The sequence below is a fragment of the Streptomyces sp. NPDC006207 genome (assembly GCF_040613835.1).
Lineage (GTDB): Bacteria > Actinomycetota > Actinomycetes > Streptomycetales > Streptomycetaceae > Actinacidiphila.
In genome coordinates this window covers 1-22,276 of the sequence record NZ_JBEXSX010000091.1, presented here as the reverse complement: position 1 = coordinate 22,276, position 22,276 = coordinate 1, and the positions used below count along the sequence as shown (strand labels likewise).

The 22,276-nt window shown below is 68.8% G+C and carries 17 protein-coding genes and 1 pseudogene; 8 read left to right on the top strand and 10 right to left on the bottom strand.

Translation table 11 applies throughout. The features are described from left to right. Positions 1 to 396: 396 nt before the first annotated feature. Together ABZ312_RS41425 and ABZ312_RS41420 are read right to left on the bottom strand one after the other, a co-directional pair. On the bottom strand, positions 397 to 843 hold the full coding sequence (locus ABZ312_RS41425; protein WP_500331662.1) for a cupin domain-containing protein: 447 nt from the start codon (positions 841 to 843) through the stop codon (positions 397 to 399). Between the two features lie 847 nt (positions 844 to 1,690). Further along, positions 1,691 to 2,158, bottom strand: a complete 468-nt coding sequence (locus ABZ312_RS41420; protein WP_500439936.1) for a peptidoglycan-binding domain-containing protein — start codon at positions 2,156 to 2,158, stop codon at positions 1,691 to 1,693. Between the two features lie 189 nt (positions 2,159 to 2,347). On the opposite strand from ABZ312_RS41420, the gene ABZ312_RS41415 reads away from it, so the two are divergent. Then, positions 2,348 to 3,316, top strand: coding sequence for an ArsR/SmtB family transcription factor (locus ABZ312_RS41415; protein WP_500331659.1), 969 nt, complete (start codon positions 2,348 to 2,350; stop codon positions 3,314 to 3,316). A gap of 352 nt (positions 3,317 to 3,668) precedes the next feature. On the opposite strand, the pseudogene ABZ312_RS41410 reads toward ABZ312_RS41415, so the two are convergent. The 3 genes and pseudogenes from ABZ312_RS41410 to ABZ312_RS41400 form a co-directional block, all read right to left on the bottom strand. Beyond that, a pseudogene (locus tag ABZ312_RS41410) lies at positions 3,669 to 3,761 on the bottom strand (PAQR family membrane homeostasis protein TrhA); the annotation flags it as partial. 206 nt (positions 3,762 to 3,967) lie between these two features. Then, the gene (locus ABZ312_RS41405; RefSeq protein ID WP_500439935.1) at positions 3,968 to 4,192 is read right to left on the bottom strand and encodes a hypothetical protein; all 225 of its coding nucleotides are present in this window, start codon (positions 4,190 to 4,192) and stop codon (positions 3,968 to 3,970) included. Positions 4,193 to 4,294: 102 nt separating this feature from the next. After that, a complete protein-coding gene (locus ABZ312_RS41400; RefSeq protein WP_500439934.1) occupies positions 4,295 to 5,542 on the bottom strand; it encodes a YncE family protein in 1,248 nt (415 codons plus the stop codon). Between the two features lie 258 nt (positions 5,543 to 5,800). On the opposite strand from ABZ312_RS41400, the gene ABZ312_RS41395 reads away from it, so the two are divergent. Further along, positions 5,801 to 6,448: a TetR/AcrR family transcriptional regulator gene (locus tag ABZ312_RS41395; RefSeq protein ID WP_500359943.1), complete on the top strand. Its 648-nt coding sequence runs from the start codon at positions 5,801 to 5,803 to the stop codon at positions 6,446 to 6,448. A 339-nt stretch (positions 6,449 to 6,787) separates the two neighbouring features. On the opposite strand, the gene ABZ312_RS41390 is transcribed toward ABZ312_RS41395, so the two are convergent. Beyond that, a complete protein-coding gene (locus ABZ312_RS41390; RefSeq protein ID WP_500439933.1) occupies positions 6,788 to 7,501 on the bottom strand; it encodes a TspO/MBR family protein in 714 nt (237 codons plus the stop codon). A gap of 496 nt (positions 7,502 to 7,997) precedes the next feature. On the opposite strand from ABZ312_RS41390, the gene ABZ312_RS41385 reads away from it, so the two are divergent. Continuing rightward, the gene (locus tag ABZ312_RS41385; RefSeq protein WP_500439932.1) at positions 7,998 to 8,579 is read left to right on the top strand and encodes a dihydrofolate reductase family protein; all 582 of its coding nucleotides are present in this window, start codon (positions 7,998 to 8,000) and stop codon (positions 8,577 to 8,579) included. 442 nt (positions 8,580 to 9,021) lie between these two features. On the opposite strand, the gene ABZ312_RS41380 is transcribed toward ABZ312_RS41385, so the two are convergent. Further along, positions 9,022 to 9,573 carry a LuxR C-terminal-related transcriptional regulator gene (locus ABZ312_RS41380; protein ID WP_500439931.1) on the bottom strand — a complete coding sequence of 184 codons (552 nt, stop codon included), beginning with the start codon at positions 9,571 to 9,573 and terminating at the stop codon, positions 9,022 to 9,024. 289 nt (positions 9,574 to 9,862) lie between these two features. On the opposite strand from ABZ312_RS41380, the gene ABZ312_RS41375 reads away from it, so the two are divergent. The 5 genes from ABZ312_RS41375 to ABZ312_RS41355 all read left to right on the top strand — a co-directional run bounded on the left by ABZ312_RS41375 (position 9,863) and on the right by ABZ312_RS41355 (position 18,109). Continuing rightward, positions 9,863 to 11,905, top strand: coding sequence for an ATP-binding SpoIIE family protein phosphatase (locus ABZ312_RS41375; RefSeq protein WP_500331647.1), 2,043 nt, complete (start codon positions 9,863 to 9,865; stop codon positions 11,903 to 11,905). 612 nt (positions 11,906 to 12,517) lie between these two features. Further along, entirely contained in the window at positions 12,518 to 13,201 is a 684-nt protein-coding gene (locus ABZ312_RS41370) for a response regulator transcription factor (RefSeq protein WP_500331645.1), read from the top strand. Continuing rightward, positions 13,194 to 14,321: a sensor histidine kinase gene (locus ABZ312_RS41365; RefSeq protein WP_499516475.1), complete on the top strand. Its 1,128-nt coding sequence runs from the start codon at positions 13,194 to 13,196 to the stop codon at positions 14,319 to 14,321. Before ABZ312_RS41370 ends, ABZ312_RS41365 begins: the two co-directional genes overlap by 8 nt. Positions 14,322 to 14,329: 8 nt before the next feature. Next, positions 14,330 to 15,400: an endonuclease/exonuclease/phosphatase family protein gene (locus tag ABZ312_RS41360; RefSeq protein WP_500439930.1), complete on the top strand. Its 1,071-nt coding sequence runs from the start codon at positions 14,330 to 14,332 to the stop codon at positions 15,398 to 15,400. Between the two features lie 240 nt (positions 15,401 to 15,640). Next, a complete protein-coding gene (locus tag ABZ312_RS41355) occupies positions 15,641 to 18,109 on the top strand; it encodes a SpoIIE family protein phosphatase (RefSeq protein ID WP_500439929.1) in 2,469 nt (822 codons plus the stop codon). A gap of 176 nt (positions 18,110 to 18,285) precedes the next feature. On the opposite strand, the gene ABZ312_RS41350 is transcribed toward ABZ312_RS41355, so the two are convergent. From ABZ312_RS41350 to ABZ312_RS41340, 3 genes are all read right to left on the bottom strand, one after another. Beyond that, positions 18,286 to 20,556, bottom strand: coding sequence for a hypothetical protein (locus ABZ312_RS41350; RefSeq protein ID WP_500439928.1), 2,271 nt, complete (start codon positions 20,554 to 20,556; stop codon positions 18,286 to 18,288). An 861-nt stretch (positions 20,557 to 21,417) separates the two neighbouring features. Beyond that, positions 21,418 to 21,561, bottom strand: a complete 144-nt coding sequence (locus ABZ312_RS41345) for a hypothetical protein (protein ID WP_500359951.1) — start codon at positions 21,559 to 21,561, stop codon at positions 21,418 to 21,420. An 85-nt stretch (positions 21,562 to 21,646) separates the two neighbouring features. Next, entirely contained in the window at positions 21,647 to 21,883 is a 237-nt protein-coding gene (locus tag ABZ312_RS41340; RefSeq protein ID WP_500331634.1) for a GlsB/YeaQ/YmgE family stress response membrane protein, read from the bottom strand. Positions 21,884 to 22,276: the final 393 nt, after the last annotated feature.

Sequence of the window (22,276 nt, the reverse complement as noted above, 5' to 3'; positions counted from 1 at the left end):
ATGTGCGGCGCGGCGCCATCCAGCGTACAAACCTGGCGCGAGTCCGCCGACCGCCCTGCCTGCCACGCAGAGGCGCCCGCACGGCGGTGCAGGCATGCGCTGACGGATGCGGCCGCCACACGCACGCGGAGAACCCCCGCATCTGCGCCGAACCGTTTCCACGCCGACGATCCGCAGGCGAGGCCGGCCCGACCGACACAATCGACCACCGGTCGAGTCGCTGGCGTCAGGCTCCTGAGTGCGTGATCCCGACAGAAGGAGGCGCCGGTGAGTGGCGTGGCGGCACTCCGCTGCCCCGCCGCCAGGCACGGTGACCCGACCGGCGTCCGCCGGGTGACCGAAGCGGCCGCCACGCACCACTTCGCGGTGGCGCCTTGAAATTCGTCGACTCGCGTGTCAGCCCGCGGAAGGGCGTGGAGCCCGTAGGTGTGCCCGTCCCTTCAGCTCCTCTTCGTCGACCAACGTGAGCATCGGCTGACCCGGCGCGCACACCATGATCACTACGAACTTGGTCGGCGCGTCCGTCAAGGCGTTACCGTCCTGGTAGTGGATCACATCACCACCTGGCTCCCAGAACGTCCCGCCGGCCTTGATCACACGCTCCGGCTCACCCTCGAGTTCGAACCGGATCGCGCCCTCCATCACGTAGCCGAATGACGGCCCCGAGTGGCGGTGCGGAGGGAGCCCGGGGTGACCGGGAGGCCATTCGACGAGGATGGTCATTCCCGAACCGCCTTCGGGGAAGAAGGGCGGAGTGACTTCCTGGAGCATCTTGACTTCGGGCGGCAGCGAGACCTCGTGGCTCTCGGCAGCGGGCGTGTGTACCGGGTTCTCCTCTGACATGTACGTCACCTCCGTAAGCCCGCCCGGAGTGGACGATCTTGCGTCGGCCACCGCCTTCCGGGCCGGTGCACTACTGGGCCACCCGTTCGGCGGCGAGCGACCTCGCCGGGTTCCGGGCTCACACATCGTGCTTTCACGATGAGGACGGGCTTCAGCCGCATCCGTGAGACGCCGTGCGCCTGTCCCGAGACCACCCTGCCTCCTGGGGGCAGCCGCCACAATCCGGGCGATGGCGGCATCAGACCCATCGCACCGTGTCACCGATGGGAACCTGACGGTGACGGCGGGTGTTGTCGTCGTCGCTCGTGCTGCTCTGCTGGTGGGCCCTGCCCAACGCCGTCCCCGCCATCCTGGGCCGGTCCGATCGCCGTCCGTCACCGCCGTCATCGCCGTCAAGAAGCGCAGAGACACCCGGCAACGGGAGGAGACCGCCTGACGACGGACGAGACATACCACGCACGGCCTATCGTGGCCGCCCACCGGCGGTGCTGTGACGAGCTCGCCCCTCTGGGCGCGGCGCCGGCCCCGGTGTCGACCGGAGCCCTTCACCGTGCACGAGCCCGAAGGCCGCAGACTCCTGCGCACCACATCTCGGTGGTGCCGTCAACGAGTACCGCTGGCGCGGGTCCGCCCTCCGTTCGGCGACCTCGTGGTCGTCATCGGTGGGCATGCTGCCGCCGGACCGAAGCGCATACGGCGCGACCCTGAGTCCGCTGTCGTGGCGCCCCCGCACCCGCCGTCGCTGCTTCGGATGAGAGGGAGGAGCCCGCCTCGCTTCCTCAGGCGGGCCCCGGCATCGCCAGGCACGGGCCGGCGGTCGATCCCGCCGGCCCGCGGGAGGTTCAGTTCAGCAGAACGTCTGCTGCGCGTTGGCGAAGGTCTTGAACGCGGCCTGGGTTCCTGATCCCGCGACGCCGTCGATGGCACCGGTGTAGCCGTAGTGGGCCTTCAGCATCCGCTGCAGGGCGCTCACGGTGCCACTGCCGACGACTCCGTCGATGGCGCCGGAGTAGCCGTAGGCAGGCTTGAGGTAGCGCTGGAAGGCCTTCCAGCTCTCGGTGCCCAACTGGCCGTCGAGCGCACCGGTGTAGCCGTAGTTCCCGTACTTCAGCCAGCACTGCACGTACCTCGCTTGCGTGGTGCTCAGGCCGAGGTTGACCACTGCCAGCGGGGATACGCTGCGCGGGCTCGCGGCTGCCGGCGAGGCCGGTACGGGGGCGGCGATGCTGGGTCCGGCCCCGGCAAGCCCCCCGGCTGCGATTCCCGCCACAGTAGTGACGCTGAGGAGCGTCCTGGTCAAAACCTTCGATCGCATTCGTTCCCCTTCACGTTGTCGGTGATGCGGCGCAGCTGACGGCCGGTCAGGGCGCCACGCTTGAGCTCTCACTGCAACAGTCCGTCGTGCCGGAGGCTGCCGGGAACGAGTCTGTTGTGCAGGCAGATCCAGCCGCCACGCCATTCACGCCTGGCCAAAAGGGTCCCGGGCAGATCAGGATCGGTCAGCATGATGCGCTTGCAGTTCACCGCCGCCGATCTGCGCAACATCACTCTCATGACGCCCGCAGCGCTGGAAGGAGTCACATCCAGCGTGCGCCTGCTGCGCACCGGACTTGCCAGAGGGCAGGGAAAGCGGCCAGGCGTCGTCCAGTGGCACCGGGAGCACAGAGCCACAGCAGCCGCCCGGGCGGGGATCCTGCACGACTTGGTTCCCCGGCAGGGCAACTTTCCCGACTTTCTGCTGCACCTGTCTGACGACCTCGGATCGAGCGTCGCGCTGGCCGCCCTGACGCCTGCCGACCAGCTGGCAGCTGACATCGAGCAACTGCCGGCCTCCGCCGGCACCCAGCGCCGTCTGAGAGCACTGGCTGACGGTGCGCCGAGCGCACGTCAGAACCTGGCCAGGGACCTGCACAGGTACTTTGACACCTGCCTGTCCGATTGGTGGCCAAAGATCCAAGCTCAGGCTGCCGCCGACCGTGCGCTGAGGGCCGAGACGCTGCTGCGCGGCGGAACCGATGGGCTGCTGGCCACACTTGGCTCCTGTTGGCGCTGGGAAGCCCCCACGCTGCACATCCCCTGGGCGGGTTCGAGCGACATCGAGGTGCCCCTCTGCGGCCGGGGACTGGTTCTGGTCCCCTCCTACTTCGGCGGTCCGGCACTGATGTACCGACCCAAGGCCTCCACCGTTCTGGTGTATCCCATGCATGCGGGGGAACCTGCCATCGGCAGCGCGGACGCACTTGGCCCGCTGCTCGGCCGGACCCGCGCGGCTGTTCTGGCCGCCACCCGTCACCCGGCCAACACCACCACGATTGCCGAGCGGGTAGGCGTCTCGCTGCCGTCCGCGAGCCAGCACGCCGCGGTTCTGCGCAACGCCGGCCTGATCACCACCACACGCACCGGCAGCGCGGTCCTGCATACCCTCAGCCCTCTTGGGCAGGCACTGCTGCGCGGTGACAGCACCAGGCGTTGACTCCGTCGGCGCACGGTCGCGGACGACGCTGTTGCCGGACCGAGTGCCGGTGCTGAGTGTGCCTGCTGACCACACCGCCGACGCAGACCGCTGTGGATCGGGATCGACACAGTGCACAGCCCTTCACCACCGCCTGTCCGATATCAGCTGATCCGTCAGCGATCGGACGGCGCCCGCCGGAGGCCGAGCCCGGCCCGGCCCCGGACCGCGTGCCACCGGTTGGCCCCGACTCGGCCGCGCCCGGCCCGCCGGAACGGCGCCACGCTGCGTCGCGTCCCCACCGCGATGCTCACGGCCCGCGTGCAGGTGCACGACCTCCGCGCCGTGCTCATCGTGTGTCAGGCAGTGGTTTCAGCGGCGTGTAGGTGCCCGCAATAATCGCAAAGATGTTCGCGTGGTCCAGCCGCCATAGCACAGCCTCCCCGGGAGGGCCCCAGGTGCCGCGGCGGCCCCGCCCGCGGCAGGAGGGGAGTCCAAGGGGCGGGCGCGGTCGCCACCCTGACAACGACCGGCCCGTTCGCCTAGGAGTCCAGCCCCTGTGACCCCTATTCCGGGCGCCCGAATGAGCGACTGGGCCGAATCGAGCGATGGCCGCTCCTTGCGGGTGTTCAGGACGCGGAGGTGCCGTCCTGAACGCGTCACGGGCGCGGCTCAGGAGTGGGCGAGCGCCCAGTTGAGGGCGTAGTCGGCGATCTCCTGCCAGCCTTCCTGGACGGCCATTACGTGGGAGCGGCCGGGGAATACCTTGACCTCGGTGGTGGTGCCCTCCGCCTTGTAGTGCCCGGCGTTGGGCAGTTGCACCTTGGGGGGCATCAGGTGGTCGTACTCGCCGGAGAGGAAGAGCAGGGGCGCTCGGTCGGCGTTGTGGAAGTCCACGTACGTGTCGGTGTGCCCGGGGTGAAGGTTGGCCAGCGAGGCGCTCCATACGATGTTGCCCGGCCTTCGCGGGAGTGGACGCTCCCCGCCCCGCCGTCGAGGTCAGCCGGTCAGGCCGGTCCAGCCGGCGCGTATGTGGGCCAGTCTCACGCGCTGGGGATGGTCACCGACCGGGACCGAGACGATCTTCTGGCCGGTGGCGAAACCGATGGCGGTGACCTGGTCGGCGTCGCTTTCGGAGATGACGCAGGAGTTGCCGTCGCCGCTGACGGTGGCCCAGTAGGGCTTGGCTGCGGGGACGAGCGGGCCCTCGGCTAGAGTGGCGCGGTCGACGACGGTGGCGTAGTCGTCCATGGTTCCGGCGACGCATAGCTTGGTCCCGTCCGGGCTCATGGACAGGCCGTGGTGGCGGGAGTCGTTGACAAAGGTGGTGCGGTCGTCACTGGTGTCCGGGTTTTTGGGCAGGGCCTTGACCCGGGTGATCTTGTCGGTGGCGACATCGTACTCGGCGAGGCCGTTGAAGAACGAGACCTGGAAGTAGAGCTTGGAATCGTCCGGGGTGAGGGCGGCCGGGCGGACGGCGTCCGACAGATCGCTGCGGCCGGCGGCGTCGAGGCGGGTACGCATGTCGATCGTTTTGACGACCTGGAAGGTGGACGTGTCCGCGATCGTGATCTTCCGGTCGCCCTTGAGGAAGTCCTGCCAAGGGGCGTCGAAGTCGTTGTTGACCTCGCCGATCGACATGTTCCAGAGGTATCTGCCGTCCCTGCTGAAGATGTTCTCGTGCGGCTTGTCGCCGGTGGTGAACTTCCCGAGTTCCCGTCCGGTGTTGATGTCGAGGACGTGGACGGTGTTGGACGTGGACGCTGACACGGCCACACGGGTGCCGTCGGGGGAGACGGCCATGTGGTCCGAGCGGTAGCCCGATACCGGGAAGCGCCACTTGACGTCGCCGGTCGCGAGGTCGATGGAGACGACGTCGGCGAAGCTGGGGCGGGAGGCGACCAGGGCTGTGCCGTCGGGGGTGGCGTACATGTCGTCGACGAACTGGTCGTGGCCCTCGCCCACGGTCTCGCGGATGCCGAGGAAGTAGATCAATTTGATAGGGTTGAGATAGATCTCGGCCAGCCGCCGGTCCTTGTCGGGGATGACGCTGATGCGGCCGATCCTGGCGAAGTCGCCGCGGGCCTTGATGACGGTTGCGGTGCCGTCCCAGTTGTTGCCGACGAACATCACCTCCTGCAGGGCCGGGGTCGCCTGCGCGGAGACGGGGGCGGAGATGCAGGCCGCGGTGACGGCACCGACCGCGAGCAGGGCTCTTAGCCTGACGGGGCGGGACATGGGGTGCATGTGGGGGCTCCAGGGGGTTGGTTGCTGGTGGGAACTGAGGAGTTGAGCCCACCGGGCCGCCGACACCCGCGCGAGGAGGGCGGCGCACAGTGTTCGAGCCGGTTTTCCGGGGCGTGGCCGGGCGATGCGCCGCGCGGCAGCGCTGGTTTGAACTTCGAAACCGCCCAAGTTCAGAGTGCGTTACCGGATGGTAGGTAGCGATGAGTCCCGTTCACAACCCCGCGTGGGGGAAAATCTCCTCATCGCCGATCGGAGGGCATGGTGGCGGGCAGATTCACCCCGGCGGGAGGCCGGTACGGGGGCAAGGACGCGGCGCAGCGGCAGGCGGAGCGTCGCGCCCGTTTCCTGGAGGCGGGCCTGGAGATGTTCGGCGGCGAGCCGGGCTACCGGGGGACGCGGCTGGCCGCGCTGTGCAAGGAGGCGGGCCTGTCGAGCCGCCAGTTCTACGAGGAGTTCCAGAGCGTCGAGGACCTGCTCGCCGAACTACACCTGATCGTCAACGACGCCGCCCAAGAAGCCGTCTTCGGCGTCCTGCCCACGATTCAGCACCTCCCGCTGGCCCAGCGGATTACCCGGATGCTCCGCGCCTACGTCAAGTGCGCGGCCTCCGACCGGCGGTACGCCAGGATCGCCTACGTGGAAGTCGTGGGTGTGAGCCCGCGCATCGACCTCCAGCGACTGGAGCGCCGCGCCCGCTGGATCGACCTCTTCCGCGCCATCACCGACGACGCCGTCGCCCGCGGCGAGATCCGCCCCCACGACTACGGCATCGCCGCCGCAGCTTTCATCGGCGCCGTCAACGGGCTTATGCACGACTGGGTCGTCGGCTGGGTCGACACCTCCCTGGAGGGCATCGCCGACGAACTCCTCCAACTCCTTCTGGGCCGCTACCAGATCGCCACCTGAGCGGCAGGCCCGCAACCCGGTAGGGGCGGCGGGTGCGCGGTGCCGTCCGGCGGGGACTCCGCCGGTGTCGGCTCCGGCCTGAGGTGATCGCGCACCCCGACACACCATGCGACCGCGCGGGACCACACCGCGCCTCGGGGCGCGCGGCGGCGCGCTGTGCCCCCGGTCGGATGATCACAGGTATTTCACCGCCTCTGAGGCGGCCACGCGGCTGGAGCGGAGGAAGTAGCCATCAGCCAGCCGAGCCTGCCTGCTCCAGCACGTGGCCTCGGCGCGACGATCAGCAACCTGTGGCGGACGACGCACATCCCGGAACCCATCGAGCCGACGACCGCGGCCTCACGCGAGCCCGGTAGGCGCCTGGTCTGCACTGTCGGTGGGCGACGTCGATGCGAAGTGCGCGGAACTCGGCGCGGCCGCGGCGAACTCGTCAACGGGCCGATGGACCGGCGCCGGGATACGCATACCGCTGGCTGCCGAGACCTTGACGGCTACCTGTGGGAGATCGCCCAGGTCCAGTGCGCCGCCGACGGACCACGGCTGACCTGTCGCGCGATCCACTACGTCGGTCGGTCCTGGCCAGAACGTGAATGGCGGCCGCGCAAGTGCCGTGAGTCGGCACTGCGGCCATCGGGAGCAGTGATTGAGCTGGGTGATCTTGGCGTTCAGGGCGGTGGCGAACCAGCACCATGCGGCGTAAGGCAAGAGCGCCGTGGCCGCGCCCCGGTCGGTACGGGATGTGGTTCGAATGAGGTGCAGGGTGCTGACGTCCAGCAGCAGGGTGCCGACCAATCCGGCCCGGGGACTGCGGGCGGCAAAAAAGAGCCAACTCCAAGCCGCGTTCGACCCGGCGCTGAAGACCTCGACTGGATCGCCGCCCTGCGGCCCTGCTCCGGGCGAGCCGCCAGGAGAGCCGCTTGTCCTGCGCCTGTTTCTGGCAGTAAGCGCCAGGTTGCCGAGGGTAGGTGTGCTCGAGGCTAGAGTTGGCCAAGCCAGGCGTTGACCAGCAGCACTGCCAGTACCCCGAGTGCCCCGGCCGGCGGTATCGGCCACGACGGACCGCGTTCACCGGAAACGCCCCTGATGCGAGCGCGGTCGGCGATTGTGACAGTACGTAGTGCTCCGAGCGCGAACAGTACAAACGGTATCGCGAGAAGAGCGTGCACGGCCCAACCCCCCAGCAACGGGGGACCACCCCACGAGTGCCCGTGCCCCGGCGCGGTGCCCGACCACAGTGTGGCGGGTTCCGGCGCAGGGTGTGGTGAACGCGCCGACCGTTCGGAGCCGTCCTGTCACGGCTCCGCATCCGGGAGACCGCCCGCCCCCGTCGGCCTCCAGCATGGACGGCCAGGACCCGCAGACGGGGCATGCGGCGTGAAGTGGCAGGTTCGCCCATTCCGGCCGAAGCGCTCACGGGCCAAGTCCTGTGCTCTAGAGTGCAGTTGGATCGCGCGGCCGCCGTCTGCGATGGGCAGCACTCATTGCGGCCAGCGCACGACACCACCGGAGAACAAGGACACCCACCCGGACCACGGACAGGAGATCGAAGATGCGCCCGCTGATTTACACCGCGTTCGTCTCGCTGGACGGCGTCGTCGATTCTCCCGGCGGCGGCACTGCCGCAGAAGCGCACCGCAGTGGCGGCTGGACCTACAAGGACATCGAGTTTCTGCCGGAGGCATACGAACTCAAGGGGCGGGAAACCCAAGAGGCCACCGCGCTGATGTTCGGCCGGGCGAGCTACGAGGCGTTCGCGCCGGTGTGGCCGGGCATGGAGGACTTCGCCGCCCTCAAAGATCTGCCGAAGTACGTCGTCTCCACCACTCTCGGCCAGGACACCCTCGTCGACAACTGGGGCGACATCACCATTCTCCGCTCCCTCGAGGACGTCGCGAAGGTGAAGGAGACCGACGGCGGCCCCATCGTCGTGCACGGCAGTGCCACCCTGGCCCGCAATCTCTCCGACGCCGGCCTCATCGACCGCTATCACCTGCTTGTCTTCCCCGTGCTGCTGGGAGCCGGCAAGCGGATGTTCAGCGACACCGACAAGGACAAGCAGATGTTGAAGGTGCTCGAGTCCGAGACATACGCCAACGGCATCACGAAGATCGTCTATGACGTCGTTGACTGAGGTGTCCGTCAGTGCCCGCGAATCTCGGGGTCGGGTGATTGCCCGGGGTCGTCCAGAACGCGCAAGTCGATCTCGTGATCACGCTTGCGGATCACCGTCGTTCCCGGAGCCATGAGCTGGGATAGAACCACGCGGTGCCTGATGTGCAGAGACAGGCTGCCTGGTTGGGGTGCCCGTGCGGAAGTTCCATACCCACGTGTCCGAACGAGATCGCGGGACGCCGGCGCGCGAGCCGGTGTCCACCACCGGATCACAGCCCCTACTTCACGCCGCCGGCGGTCAGTCCGGCGATGATGCGCCACTGGAAGACGAGTACGGCCATGACAAGGGGGGCCGTGACCAGGACACCGGCCGCTGCCTTCATGCACGACCGCACCGCGATCAGCCGATCGGGATCCCTGTTCCACCAGACAAGCCCGTTGATCGGTAAGCGGATGGCTTCTCAGGAGCTGGGTGGGACCATCAGGCCGGATTCGTAGGCACGCACCACGAGCTGGGCACGATCGCCGCAGTGGAGCTTGGTCATGGCCCGGCTGAGACGGGACTTCGCGGTCATGGGACTGATCACCATGCGGTCGGCGATCTGGTCGCTGGACAGGCCCTGCGCGACCAGGGCCACGGCCTCGCGTTCGCGGTTGGTCAGCTCCTCCAGCCCCGCCCGGGTGCCGGTGCTGAGCGGCTGGGCGACGTAGCTGTCGATCAGCTTGCGGGTGATCGAGGGTGCGAGCAGGGCGTCACCGCGCGCGGCGACGCGTACGGCGTGGAGGAATTCCTCCGGCACGATGTCCTTGACGTCGAATCTGGCCGCGCCGGCGCGCAACGCGTCGAAGACGTACTCGTCCAAGCCGTAGTTGGTCAGGATGACGACGTGCACCCCAGCCAGCGTCGGGTCCGCGGCGATGCACCTGGTCGCCTCGATGCCGTCGAGCACCGGCATCCGGATGTCGATGAGGGCGATACCGGGGAGGTGTCGCCTGACCAGGGCCAGCCCCACTCATTTCTGCTGCGATCTGGAACAAAAGATCGTACAGAGTGCATGCGCAGGACAGTATCGCGAAGACGTCCTTGGCAACGCCGCACCGTGTCGATCACCGAACTGGCTGGCCTGGGCTTCGTCGACTTCCCCGCCTGAGGCGCTGTGTGTGCGATGGATGGCGTGTGTCCCGGCACGGCAGTCGTTCACCAATAGAACAATTCTCGCAAAGGGTAAATTGTTACCTGCAGGGGCAACGTCAGACGGGGACGTCGCAAGGTCCCGCTCCCGGCATGGGGAGGTGTAGGGCGTGCATCCCGTTCCACTGAGCAAAAGCTTCGTCTTCCTGCTGCTCAGCGTTGTGCTGATCTCGGGCCTGCGATTGGCGCTGGCTGCCGCCGAGGTGCACGTCATGGGTATCGCGGAGTACGCCGTCCTGATCCCGGTCGTGGCCAGTGCCCTGCTGCCGGTACGGCAGACCATGATCGTCGGACTCTTCAACCTGGCCGCCGCCATCGCGCTGTACGGGGTTCTCCTGCGGGACATGGGGCCCGCCAACCAAATCACGATCATCACGGCGCTGGCGGTGGGCCTGGTCATCAGCGTGGCCGTCTGCCGAATCCGTGTCGCGGGGGAGAGACGCTTCAGACGGCTCATGATCGCTCGCGAGCGGCTCGCGCTGCTCAGCGAGGCCAGCAGCCGGGTCGGAAGCACTCTCGACGCGGTGCGTACCGCCGAGGAACTGGCGGAGGTCGCGGTGCACCGCTTCGCGGACCACGCCACGGTGGACCTCTTCGCCAGTGTCCTCCAAGGCGAGGAACCCGTCCTGCGGCCCGGTACGGGCGACATCACCCTGTGCCGCACCGCGGCATCGGGATCGCCCGCGCCCCCGGGAGACCTGGGGCCGGGCGAGACCGTCACCTACCGGGAGCGGGCGGAAGCGACCCTCGGGCTGTTCACGGGCGAGCCCATGATGCTGGAGCTCACCGATACCGCCGGTGGCGCCTCCGTGCCTGCCGATCCCGGCGACGCGGGCACGAACGGGCCGCACTCCGCGCTGGCGATCCCCCTGCGCGCTCGGGGAGCGACCCTCGGCGCGGCGCTGTTCACACGCTCCCCGGGCCGGGCCCCCTTCGACGCCGACGACCTGCTCCTGGCACAGGAGATCGGGGCACGGGCCGCGGTATGCGTGGACAACGCCCGCCGCTACACCGGGGAGCACAACACCTCCCTGGCGCTGCAGCGGAGCCTCCTGCCCCCGGTGGTATCGAGGCAGCCGGCAGTGGAGGCGGCCACGCGCTATTTGCCCGCGGGTCTGTTCGCGGGAGTGGGCGGCGACTGGTATGACGTCATCCCGCTCTCGGGGGCCCGGGTCGCCTTGGTGGTGGGCGATGTGGTCGGGCACGGCGTTCACGCCTCCGCGAGTATGGGGCGGCTGCGTGCCGCCGTACGAACCCTTGCCGACATCGACCTGCCGCCCGACGAACTGCTCACCCACCTCGACGACGTCGTCACCCGGCACCGAGAAGTCGGCGGCGCGGGAGCGGTCGTCGGTGAGATCGTGGCGACCTGCCTCTACATGATTTACGACCCGGTCTCGCGCCGCTGCACGGCCGCCCGGGCCGGCCATCCACCGCCCGCCGTCTTGCGTCCCGGATCGGACGTCGAGTACCTCGACATCCCCGCCGGTCCTCCGCTGGGTGTGGGCGGACTTCCCTTCGAGACGGCCGAACTGGAGCTGCCCACAGGCACCCGGCTCGCCCTGTACACCGACGGCCTCATCGAATCCCCGGAACACAGCCTCGACCAGGGACTCGAACATCTCCAGAAAGCCTTGTCCGAGCCGATTGCCTCGCTGGAGGACCTGTGCGACCACGTCCTGCACACGGTGGCCGCAGAACAGTCCCGAGACGACGTCGCCCTGGTCATCGCCCGTACCCGCGAGCTCGACAGCACCCATGCTGCCGCATGGGACCTCACGGATGATCTCGCCGAGGTGGCCCACGCCCGGGACCTCGCCTCGTCCCGACTGGAGGGCTGGGAGCTGGGAGAGCTGGCATTCACCACGGAACTGATCATCAGCGAGCTGGTCACCAACGCCATCCGCTACGGCTCGGCTCCGGTCCAACTGCGGCTCATCCGCGAGGACACCTTGATCTGCGAGGTGTCCGACGCCTGCAACACCGCCCCCCACCTGCGCCGTGCCCGGATTTTCGACGAGGGCGGACGGGGGCTCTTCATCGTGGCGCAGCTCGCCGAGCGCTGGGGTACCCGGCAACGGCACGACGGCAAGACCATCTGGGCCGAAATTGCACTCCCGGACGGGCTCCACCGGACCCACGGTTGCGTCTAGAGTGCTGTGACCGCATTGGACCAGGTGAACACAGCCATGGTGGCTGTGCGGTTGCCCCTGGTCCATGAAGCGGGCTTACCCCAGTGTCCTTTGTCTTGCACGCACCGACCCCGTGAAGGTGCGTGCTGACCACACGATGCGCCCGGACGGACACCGCGGCGTGTTCCTTGTTATTGTGCCGAGGCGCCGGTGCGGCGGTACTTGAAAGGCGATCGCGTCGATCACCTGCCGCTGATCCGGCCATCGCCCGCCCGCTTCGGCGCCCGGTCTGGAGGCAACGGCTCGATCCGCACCCACTGCGCGTCAGTCAACGACACATCCGGACCAATGACCGGCTGATCCAAACGAAACTGCCTAGGCGTTTCTGTCGAACTTCTGGGGTCGGCCGCCGTGGGAGCCGCGCTTGTGGCGGTTGGCGATCCGGTCAGCCGGCGACCGCACCGAGCGTCGCGCCGGTGACGGCAAGGGCGGCGATCCTTCGAGTACGGCAGGACGTGCGGGCCGACGGGCCGTATACGAGCGGTGACGGGTTCACGGCCCGCGCCCTGGGGCGCGGGTACGACCGCGGTTTTCGATATGCCCACGATATGCGGCGGCTCGTAGCCTCGAACCATGCGGGTGCTGATCGTCGAGGACGAGCCGTATATGGCGGAGGCCATCCGTGATGGGCTGCGCCTCGCAGCGATCGCGGCGGATATCGCGGGCGACGGCGACACCGCCATGGGGCTGCTGAGCGTCAACGCGTACGACATCGCCGTCCTGGACCGGGACATCCCCGGACCCAGCGGGGACGAGGTCGCCAAGAGCATCGTGGCCTCCGGCAGTGGGATGCCGATCCTGATGCTCACCGCCGCCGATCGGCTCGACGACAAGGCCAGCGGGTTCGGACTCGGCGCCGACGACTATCTGACGAAGCCGTTCGACCTGCAGGAGCTCGTGCTCAGGCTCAGGGCGCTCGACCGGCGGCGGGCGCACCACAGGCCGCCGGTACGGGAGATCGCGGGCCTTCGGCTTGATCCGTTCCGTCGCGAGGTCTACCGCGACGGCCTGCATGTCGCGCTGACCAGGAAACAGTTCGCGGTGCTCGAAGTCCTCGCCGCCGCCGAGGGTGGGATCGTCAGCGCCGAGGAGCTGTTGGAACGGGCGTGGGATGAGAACGCCGACCCGTTCACCAATGCCGTACGCATCACGGTCTCGGCGCTGCGCAAGCGGCTCGGCGAGCCCTGGTTGATCACCACGGTGCCCGGTGCCGGGTACCGCATCGACACCCAGCCAGGAGGAGGCGACTGTGGATAGGCAGCCCGGGTTCAGCGTCCGGATCAAGCTCACACTCAGCTATGCGGGCTTCCTCATGGTGGCGGGCACTCTGCTGCTCGCGGCGGTCTGGATGTTCCTCCTGGCGTACGTCCCCGATCGTGCGATGCTCACGAACCAGGACCCCGACTCCCTCAACGGTGTCTTCCCGATCCGATCCCGGCTCCTGCACGAATTCGCTCCCAAGGCGGCATCGGTCATGGCGTTCCTGCTGATCTTCGGCCTCGTCGGAGGCTGGCTGCTCGCCGGCCGGATGCTCGCCCCCCTGACCCGCATCACGGACGCCACCCGCCTGGCCACGAAGGGCTCGCTGTCCCACCGGATCAGGCTGCCGGGACGCAAGGACGAGTTCCGTGAACTTGCCGACGCCTTCGACACGATGCTCGGCCAGCTCGAGGCGCACCTCGACGAGCAGCGGAGATTCGCGGCCAACGCCTCCCACGAACTGCGTACGCCGCTGGCCATCTCCCAGGCGCTCCTCGACGTGGCACGCAACGATCCGACGCAGGATCTCAGCGAGCTACTCGACCGGCTGCACACCGTCAACGCCCGGGCCATCGACCTCACAGAGGCGCTCCTCGTGCTCAGCCGGGCCGAACAGCGGTCCTTCACTCGGAAGCCGGTCGATCTGTCGCTGCTCGTGGACGAGGCCGCCGAGACACTGCTTCCGCTCGCCGAGAAGCGCGGTGTCGCCTTGGAGACCTCCGGTGACATCGCCACGGGCTTCGGTTCGCCGGCGCTGCTGCTGCAGCTGACGACGAACCTCGTGCACAACGCGATCGTCCACAACCTGCCCGAGAAGGGCTCCGTGGAGGTCGCGACCAGCGTGGGCCCCGAGAGCGTGCTGCTCACGGTCGAGAACACCGGCGAGAAGCTCTCCCCGCAGGTGGTCGCGACGCTCACCGAACCGTTCCAGCGCGCCACCGAGCGCACGCACAGCGATCACTCGGGGGTCGGCCTCGGGCTCGCCATCGTCAAGCGGATCACCGAGGTGCACGACGGCACCCTCACCATCACCCCGCGCCAGGACGGCGGGCTCCGCATCGCCGTCGAACTGCCCGCAGCATCGGCACATTTCAGCGACAGGACGTCTGATCAGTGAGTCAAGCAGTGCGAGAAGTCACCGACGCACCCCAGCAGCGCGGCGCGGGCCATGAGGACAACGGTCTGCATCCGCGGATCCGCAGGGCTGTCCGCACCCTCGCCGGTCCGGGCCCATGGAAGCGCGGCATCCTGCTCGCGACGCTTGCGGTGTTCCTCGGCCTGCTCATGGCGCTGCACTCCAAGATCACGGACTTCGGTGGCCTCGGCTCACTGGTGGAGACCTTCCTGCCATGGTGCGGCGTGTTCGTCCCGGTGCTGCTCGCCGCCGCGCTGTGGCGACGGTCCGCCACGGCCGTGGTGGCGCTGCTCCTTCCGGTCGTGGTGTGGGTGAGCCTCTTCGGCGGGGTGCTCACCGACAAGTCCCAGGCGGGCGCCGACCTCACCGTGGTCAGTCACAACGTCGGCGCCGAGAACCCCGACCCGGCCGGGACCGCACGCGCCCTCGCCGCCTCCGGTGCGGAACTGCTGGCGCTCGAGGAACTGACCGGCCAGGCCCGCGACACGTACGAGAAGGAGCTCGCGAAGACGTATCCGCACCACGCGGTCGAGGGCACGGTCGGACTGTGGAGCAAGCTGCCGCTGTTGGACATCCGGGCGGTCGACGTGCTGCGCGGCAATGTCGGACCGCTGGCGCGACAGCGACGGCCCGAGGACGTGCCCGTCGACCCGCCCCGTGCGCTGCGCGCCACGGTGGCCACGGACCAAGGGTCGCTCGCGGTGTACGTGGTGCACCTTGGGTCGGTGCGTGTGATGCCCAGGGGCGGCTTCTGGACGGACTCACGGGACGACGGCGTGGCGAAGCTCACCAAGGCCGTCGCCGCTGAGCGCAGCGAGCGGATGGTGGTGCTCGGCGACATGAACGGCACCTCGGACGACCGCACGTTCGCCGGCCTCACCTCGCAGCTGCGCTCGGCCCAGGAGGAGGCCGGAGACGGCTTCGGCTTCAGCTGGCCGGCGTCGTTCCCGATGGCGCGGATTGACCAGATCCTGGTCAGGGGTGTGGAGCCGAAGAGCTCCTGGGTGCTTCCGGAGACCGGCAGCGATCATCTTCCGGTGGCGGCCGGGATCAGCTGGTGAACTCACCCGCGGGCGCCGCCTGGCTACCACCTGCATTGTTCGTGGCCGTCGGGGGGAAGCTGCTGCCGTTCCCCGTCTGTGGCGTCACGCCTCGGGGGAGGCCCTTGCCCCCGGTCGGCTGACCTGTGGGCCGGCGGCTGCCCGGAGCGTTGGTCAGTGTGCGGGCCGGATGTACTGGCCCAACCTGCGGTATGTCGTGACCGGGGCCCGCGGAGCGGCAACCCTGCGCACACTGTGTATATGGGTGTTGTGACCGTCAGTGCGGAGCGTGAGGATCTGCTGGCAGCGGCCGTCGTCAAGGCCGTCCAGGGGACGAACGCGTACGCGGGGAGCGTCTTCCTCCGTTCTGGGGATCGCCGCTCGCTCGTGCTCGCCGCGACCTGCGGGGTGCCTCCGTCCCTGCTGGGCGGCTGGCGTCTGATCCCGGTGAACAGCCCCATCCCGGTTGCCGCGGCCTACCGCTGCGGGCGCACGATCCACCTGGCTGATGCCGACGAGACGGCGCGTAGGTATCCCCAGCTCGCGGTGGCCTTGCCGCACGCCTTCGGCTCCTGCTCGGTGCCGGTCAGGGCAGGCGGGGAGACCTTCGGGGCATTGGCGGTCGTCTGGGCCGCGCTGCCTGGCTGTGAAGGGCTGCCCAAGACGCAGCGTCGCCATCTGCGGACCGTCGCCAACCGGCTCGGTGCTGCCCTGGGCGCCCTCCACTGCCGTACCGGCGATCCCGTCGACTGCGGCCCACAGACGGTCCCTGCCCAGATCCCGGCTCCCTGCGCACCGGCTGTGCGGGTGGGGTTGTTCGACTGGGATCTCCTGACCGGCGCCTTTACCGGGGACGACGAGCTCTGTGCGATCGTCGGTGTGGACCCCTGCACCTTCGACGGACGGGCGGACACCTTCGCTGGCCGGCTCCATCCCGGCGACCTTGCCGCCTTCCGCGCCGCGGCCCGCGCGGCCGCCAGCGAGGGCAGGATCACGGCACGGCGTCTGCGCGTACGAGAGGCCCAGAGCGGCGCGCACAGCGGCGAGAGGTATCGCACGGTCGAGCTATGGGGCCGCATGCCGGAAACCGGCGACGAGCAGGCGGGCACCCACCTGGTTGGCGCGGTTCTCGACGCACAGATCGGCGGTGCGGCTGTCGCTGCGGTCGAGCGACTGCGGGACGGGCTGTTCTCCCTTGGCCCGAACGGCCGGGTCACCTACGCGAACACCAGCCTGGAGCGGCTGCTGGGCGTACGGCGCGAGGCGCTGCTCGGGCGGTGCCTGTGGGACGTGCTGCCGTGGCTGTCCGATCCCGATGTCGAGTACCGGCACCGGTCCGTGGTGATCTCGCAGATGCCAGCCTCTTTCATAGCCTGCCGGCCCCCGGACCAGTGGCTGTCCTTCTCCCTCCACCCGGATGCCGGCGGCGTGACCGGCACAGCCGCGCCGGTGGCACGGCCCGCCTCAGCCGAGCCGGCGCCCGCCACGCCGACCACCAAGGGACCTGGCGGCGGCGCACCGGCGCGTCTGGGCGTGATGTACCACGTCCTGCAGCTCGGGAGCGCGCTGACCGAAGCGGTCACCGCGCGTGAGGTGTGCGACGTCGTCGCCGACCAGCTCCTGCCGGCCTTCGGGGGCCAGCAGCTGGCGATCTACGTGGTCAGTGAGGGAACCATGCACCTGCTCTTCCACACCGGCCACCACGAGGACTTCCTGGACTGGCTGGAAGGCACGCCGCTGCACGCCCACCTACCCGCCACGGAGGTCATCACCTCCGGCGTTCCTCTGTTCATCGGTTCGCAGCAGGACCTGTCGAGGGACTACCCGGGCATCCCCGTGGGAGAGGTGAGTTCCTGGGGATATCTGCCGCTGATCGCCTCCAACCACCCCGTCGGCACCTGCGTGCTGGGCTTCGACGAGACCCACCCGTTCACCACCAAGGACCGCAGCGTCCTGACCGCGCTCGCCGGCCTGATCGCCCAGGCCCTGGAACGGGCACGGCTGTACGACGCGGAGTTCGCCCTGGCCCGCGGCCTGCAGCAGGCGCTACTGCCGCACCGACTACCGGAACTCCCCGACCTGCACACCACCGTCCGCTACCTGCCCGGCACCAGCGGCATGGACATCGGCGGCGACTGGTACGACGTCATCCCTACCAGCAACGGAGTATCCCTGGTGATCGGGGACGTCGAAGGACACAGCATCGCCGCGGCGGCCACCATGGCCCAACTGCGCAGCGCTGTCCGGGCCTTCACAACGGTAGGTCACACACCCGGCGACATCTTGGCGGGCACCAACCGCACACTCATCGACCTCGACCCGGGGCAGCTCGCCAGCTGCTGCTACATCCGCCTCGAGCACGGCCACCGCCTGCAGGCCGCCCGCGCCGGCCACCCCCCGCCCCTGCTGCGCCGCCCCGACGGAACGACCGACGTGCTGGACCTGGAGGGCGGTCCCCTCCTCGGGGTGGACCACACCAGCGTCTACCCGCAAACCGTCATCGACTTCCCACCGGGCTCCATCCTCGCCCTCTACACCGACGGCCTGGTCGAGGAACGCGGCACTGATATCGATGTGGGGATCGACCGGCTGCGGACATGCCTGGCCCACGCCCCTGCGGCCTCCCTGGACGAACTTGCCGACCGGCTGCTCCATCACGCCACGCGTTCCCCCTATCGCGCCGACGACATCGCCCTACTCCTCACCGAATACAGCCCCAAGCTTGCTTGACAGTCGAATCAAGGTCATCTGTGTTGGTGAGGCCACCGCGAGTAGCTTGCGATGGCGACGTCTGGGCGATACCGGTGGCGCTGGCCATCGACGTCACGCCATGCTGCTTTCCACATTGTGCTTGTACCGGCGGTGGAGTCGCCGGCATCTGGCGAGTCATGCCATGGCCGGTTCGATCATGACGTGAGTGTGGCGAAGACGCCTGGGATCAACGCCGCGTTGGGGTGGCTCAAAGGTACGGTCAGAACCGGCTTGTCGACGCCCTTCTGGTAGATGCAGATCATGCCGTTCCTCAGCTGCGGAGCGTTGATCGACTCCCAGGGCAGGGAGAGTCGCGGCTTGGCACACGCGATGCCGTTCGGGCTGACCTTCACGCTGCCGCCGATGGTGATGGTCTGACCACGGCGAACCTGGGCGACCAGTTCGGTGAGCAACCGGGGCTCCAGGTACTGCCTGGCCAGGTTCATCAGGAACGTCCACTCCTCGGGCTGGTCGGCTCGGCGGCCCGCCCTGGAGAAGTGCACGGCGACCTTCGGCCCGCCGTGGTACGGGTACCGCCCCACCTGGAAGTCCCACTTGTTCTCGTAGAACGTGGGGAACATGAAGCGTTTCTCGGCGATCTGGGTCGCCGAATAGCTGATCCACTCCACCTGGTCGAGCGCGATCGATTTCTTGCCGTAGGTGATCACCTGGGGGTCGGCGTGGAGGCTTGTCCAGCCGATTTTGGTGTCGAGGACCGGCGTCCGGCCGGGCTGCGCCACCCCTGCGGAGGGCGTCGGGCCCTGCGGCGGTGTCGGCGCGTCGTACGGGTTCCGCGGGCCAGGGGCCACCGCGTCGGGTTGTGGGGCCGGCGCCCGTCGCGGTGGTGGCGCGGGCCTGTCTTGCCGCGGGTCGGGCGGCCGGGTGGTCGCACCGGCGGCCTGCGGTGCCGGGCGAGTCGGGGCGCCGGGCGCGTCGGCGCTGCTGACGTATGCGGTCAGCCATGTCGGTGTGTGGGCGCGCGGGTAGGCGGCCAGGTCGTCGCGGTAGTTCTCGGGGGCCAGTAGATCGTCGTCGGGGATGGGCTGGTCGCCGTAGTCGTAGTCCGTGGCGACCTGGGCGTTCGTTCCGGCGCTGTGGCTGACGGTGAGCAGCAGGCGCCACCACGGCCCGGCCGGCATTCGCGCGGCGAGGTGCCGCTGCCGGCGGACCAGCAGGGCTATCTGCTCGGGTACCCGCGCTTCGGTGCTGTGTTTCCCGGACCAAAATCGCAGCTGGGCGACCTCGCTGGAGACCGTGAAGGAGAAGACCGCCGCAAGGCGGTCCCACCCTGGTGGGCCGAGCTCGGCCAACTGCTGTGCTATCGGCCCGATCAGCCCGGATGCCCTGGACGCGACGGCCTCCTCGGCGGGGGCGTCTATGGTGAAGGAGCTGATGCCCGCGGAGCCTTCCGAGGCGGAGTCCAGCCGCAGGGCTTCGTCCCTGAGGTCGGTCATGAACCGTTCCTCGGCGGGCCTGCGGCGAACGTACGCCTCTTCGGCGGTGAACATCTCCTCCGCCTGCTGTGGGGGGATCGAGCTCGATATCTCCTTGACCCGTCCGACGTCGCTCACCAGGAACACCGAGCGGCCCACCGGCATGTTCAGGAAGGCCATCGGGTCGCTCTCGTCGACGTCGACCGGCGCGTACACGCTCCAGCCCGCTTCGAAGCGATCCGCTGCCAGTCCCTGAGTGGGGTAGTCCAGGTGGCGTGCCCGGATCCGCTCAACGGCCAGCGAGATCGCCTGCGCTGCGGGCATCCGCCCGCCCTCGGGTGCCGGGACGTGGTCGAGAGGGTGCCCGGCATGGCCGCTGGGGTGTGTGCCGGCCGAGGTCCGGCCCCGGTAATGCTGCATGAGGTCGAACCACAGGCACACCTCCTCGGCGGTCTCGGCATCGACGTCGGCCGTGATCACCGACCAAGAGCCGCCGGCGTCCCGCCCGTAGAGCGTGACCGCATCGCCGTCGCCCCGGCCCGCTATCACGTAGTCCGTTTCATGAAGATCGCCGAGCTCGGCGGCCTCGGCGAGCGTCGCCGCCGAGCTGCTCACCCGCTCGCCGTACGGTTCGCCGTTCACGTCGATGGCGGTCGACACGTAACCCTCCTCGAGGGGAGGGTCGTAGGCGAAGGGGTCGCCGACGTGAGGGTCGCGGTCCCAGGCCGGCTCCGGCCGGCACAGGGCATCGTGCTGGCGGCGTATCTCCACGACGACGGCGGCGGGGGCATCGGCGACGAGGACCGACCAGGTGCCGGTGGCGTCTTTCCCATAGAGGGTGATGTCGTCCTGGCCATGGCGAACCGACACGTAGTTCGTCCGATAATCGTCGCCGAATTCGGCGGCTTCACCGAGAGCGGGCGCCTTGGAGACGGTACGTTCCGCGAGCCGCTCGCCACCGGCGTCGGTGGCAGCCATCACGTGGCCGGTCATCAGTCCTGCTCCTGTCGCTACCGAGGATGGGGGTGCAGGTCACCCGCCACACTAGTGGCTGACGATGTCACCTTGCCGTAGTGGGGGAGCGCCAGTTGCGTCGGCGTAAAACCGTTCCCCACGGGACGAGTTGGCCGTAACGCCGTACCAGGGCGCAGCCGGCGCATGCAGGCGCCTGGTCACCGCGAGAGACTGAAAATGTGGGAATTTGGGTGTACGTCGCGTTCCACGACACGGGCATCTCTGCGGGGCAAGCTGAAACTGATGTAAGCGAGGCGGCACGGGACCTGCTGGCCGCAGTGGACCGCCTACACCGCTTCTATGATTCGGTCACTTGCTGGCAGGTCATGAAAGAGTCGGCAAGCGCGCTCGCCGAACGCATGCTCGCTGAGGCCCCGGCCGCCATGCAGCGTGAGCAAACGTGGACGGCCAGCGTTGGCGACATTGAGGTATGGCTCTATCCCAGGGTGGACCGATCGGCCAAGCACGCACCGCGTCCCCGTATGGCGTTCAGTAGGACCGCGCCGTAACCGTCGGTGGGACGACGCGGATCCGAGCGGGTGCCGTCACCCGTTCTTCCATGCCGCCGCGTCCCGGCTCGCGGGACGGACACCTGACTAGACTTGTAGCAGCAAGCGCTTTCGAGGTGATGCGCCTGCGCTGCGGGCGCCTTGGCGACTGGGCGGCATCATCGAGGCCGCGCCACCGGGGACGCGCTTCTCCGGCGTGCGGGTGTGGTTGCTGGTGGGTGGCCAAGCCGGTGCGAGGTGGTGACACGTTCCCCCTCTGGCGCGGCAGCCGCTGGGGAAGAGAAGGAAGAAGCTGGTGCGCGGGCGTGACTGCCTCAAGGGGTCAGCTCGTTCACTCCGGGGCGGGTTCTGCGATGGCCTGGTCCTCGTCCGTGGGCGGAGGTGGCGGGGCCCGGAATATGCGGTCCTCGAGCACGTCGAGGACGAGCATGAGCACCATCATCAGGACCGGGATCAGCAGGGCTGTCAAGACCACGGTTGCCTCCCGAGGGAGAAGCGAACTGTGCGGCCAGAACGCCACAAAGCACCCATGCGGTGACAGTGGCCACCGCGCCAGTCAGTTACAGGAAATGCCGGTCCCAGTCGATGCCCGGCTCGTCCCCGATGCCGAACCGTTCGGCCGCCGTGTTGCCGGCGAGAACACCCAGCGTTCCAAGAGCGGTGGGCCGCCTCAGCGGGATCCGCCGTTTCCACGGCGGGACCGATCTCACCATCAGGCCCAGGGCGAGGCCCAGGAGCACGGCCCACAGCCAGTCCATGACCAGCCAGAACGCCGAAAGCCAGTGAACAACCGCCATAGCTGTCTCCTTGCGTCGACAACCTGACCGGCCCAGTGTTACGCCGAACGGGAGTACGACGCATACCCAAGCGGCCCGCAACGGCGGCAGCCGGGGCCGTCCCGCTGCGTGGAATCAACGTAGCGCCACCGGTCGCACCGATAGGCCATTCAGGTGGCCGTGTCCGCGCCGCTCCCGCCGGAAGTCATGCTGCAGGTGGGGACCGGGATTCACCGCCTGGATGGCGGCAGGGTGCGGTGGCCGGGGGTCGTGGACCGGGCCGCCGGGGCCGGCGCCTCGCATCCTGTCCACGTCGCTGTCGCAGCCGATTACCTCAGTGTCGAACACGCAGAAATCTGTGTTGGCTGGAGTAGACATTGGACGGTGGTGTGGTTATGGTTTCTCTCGTAGCCC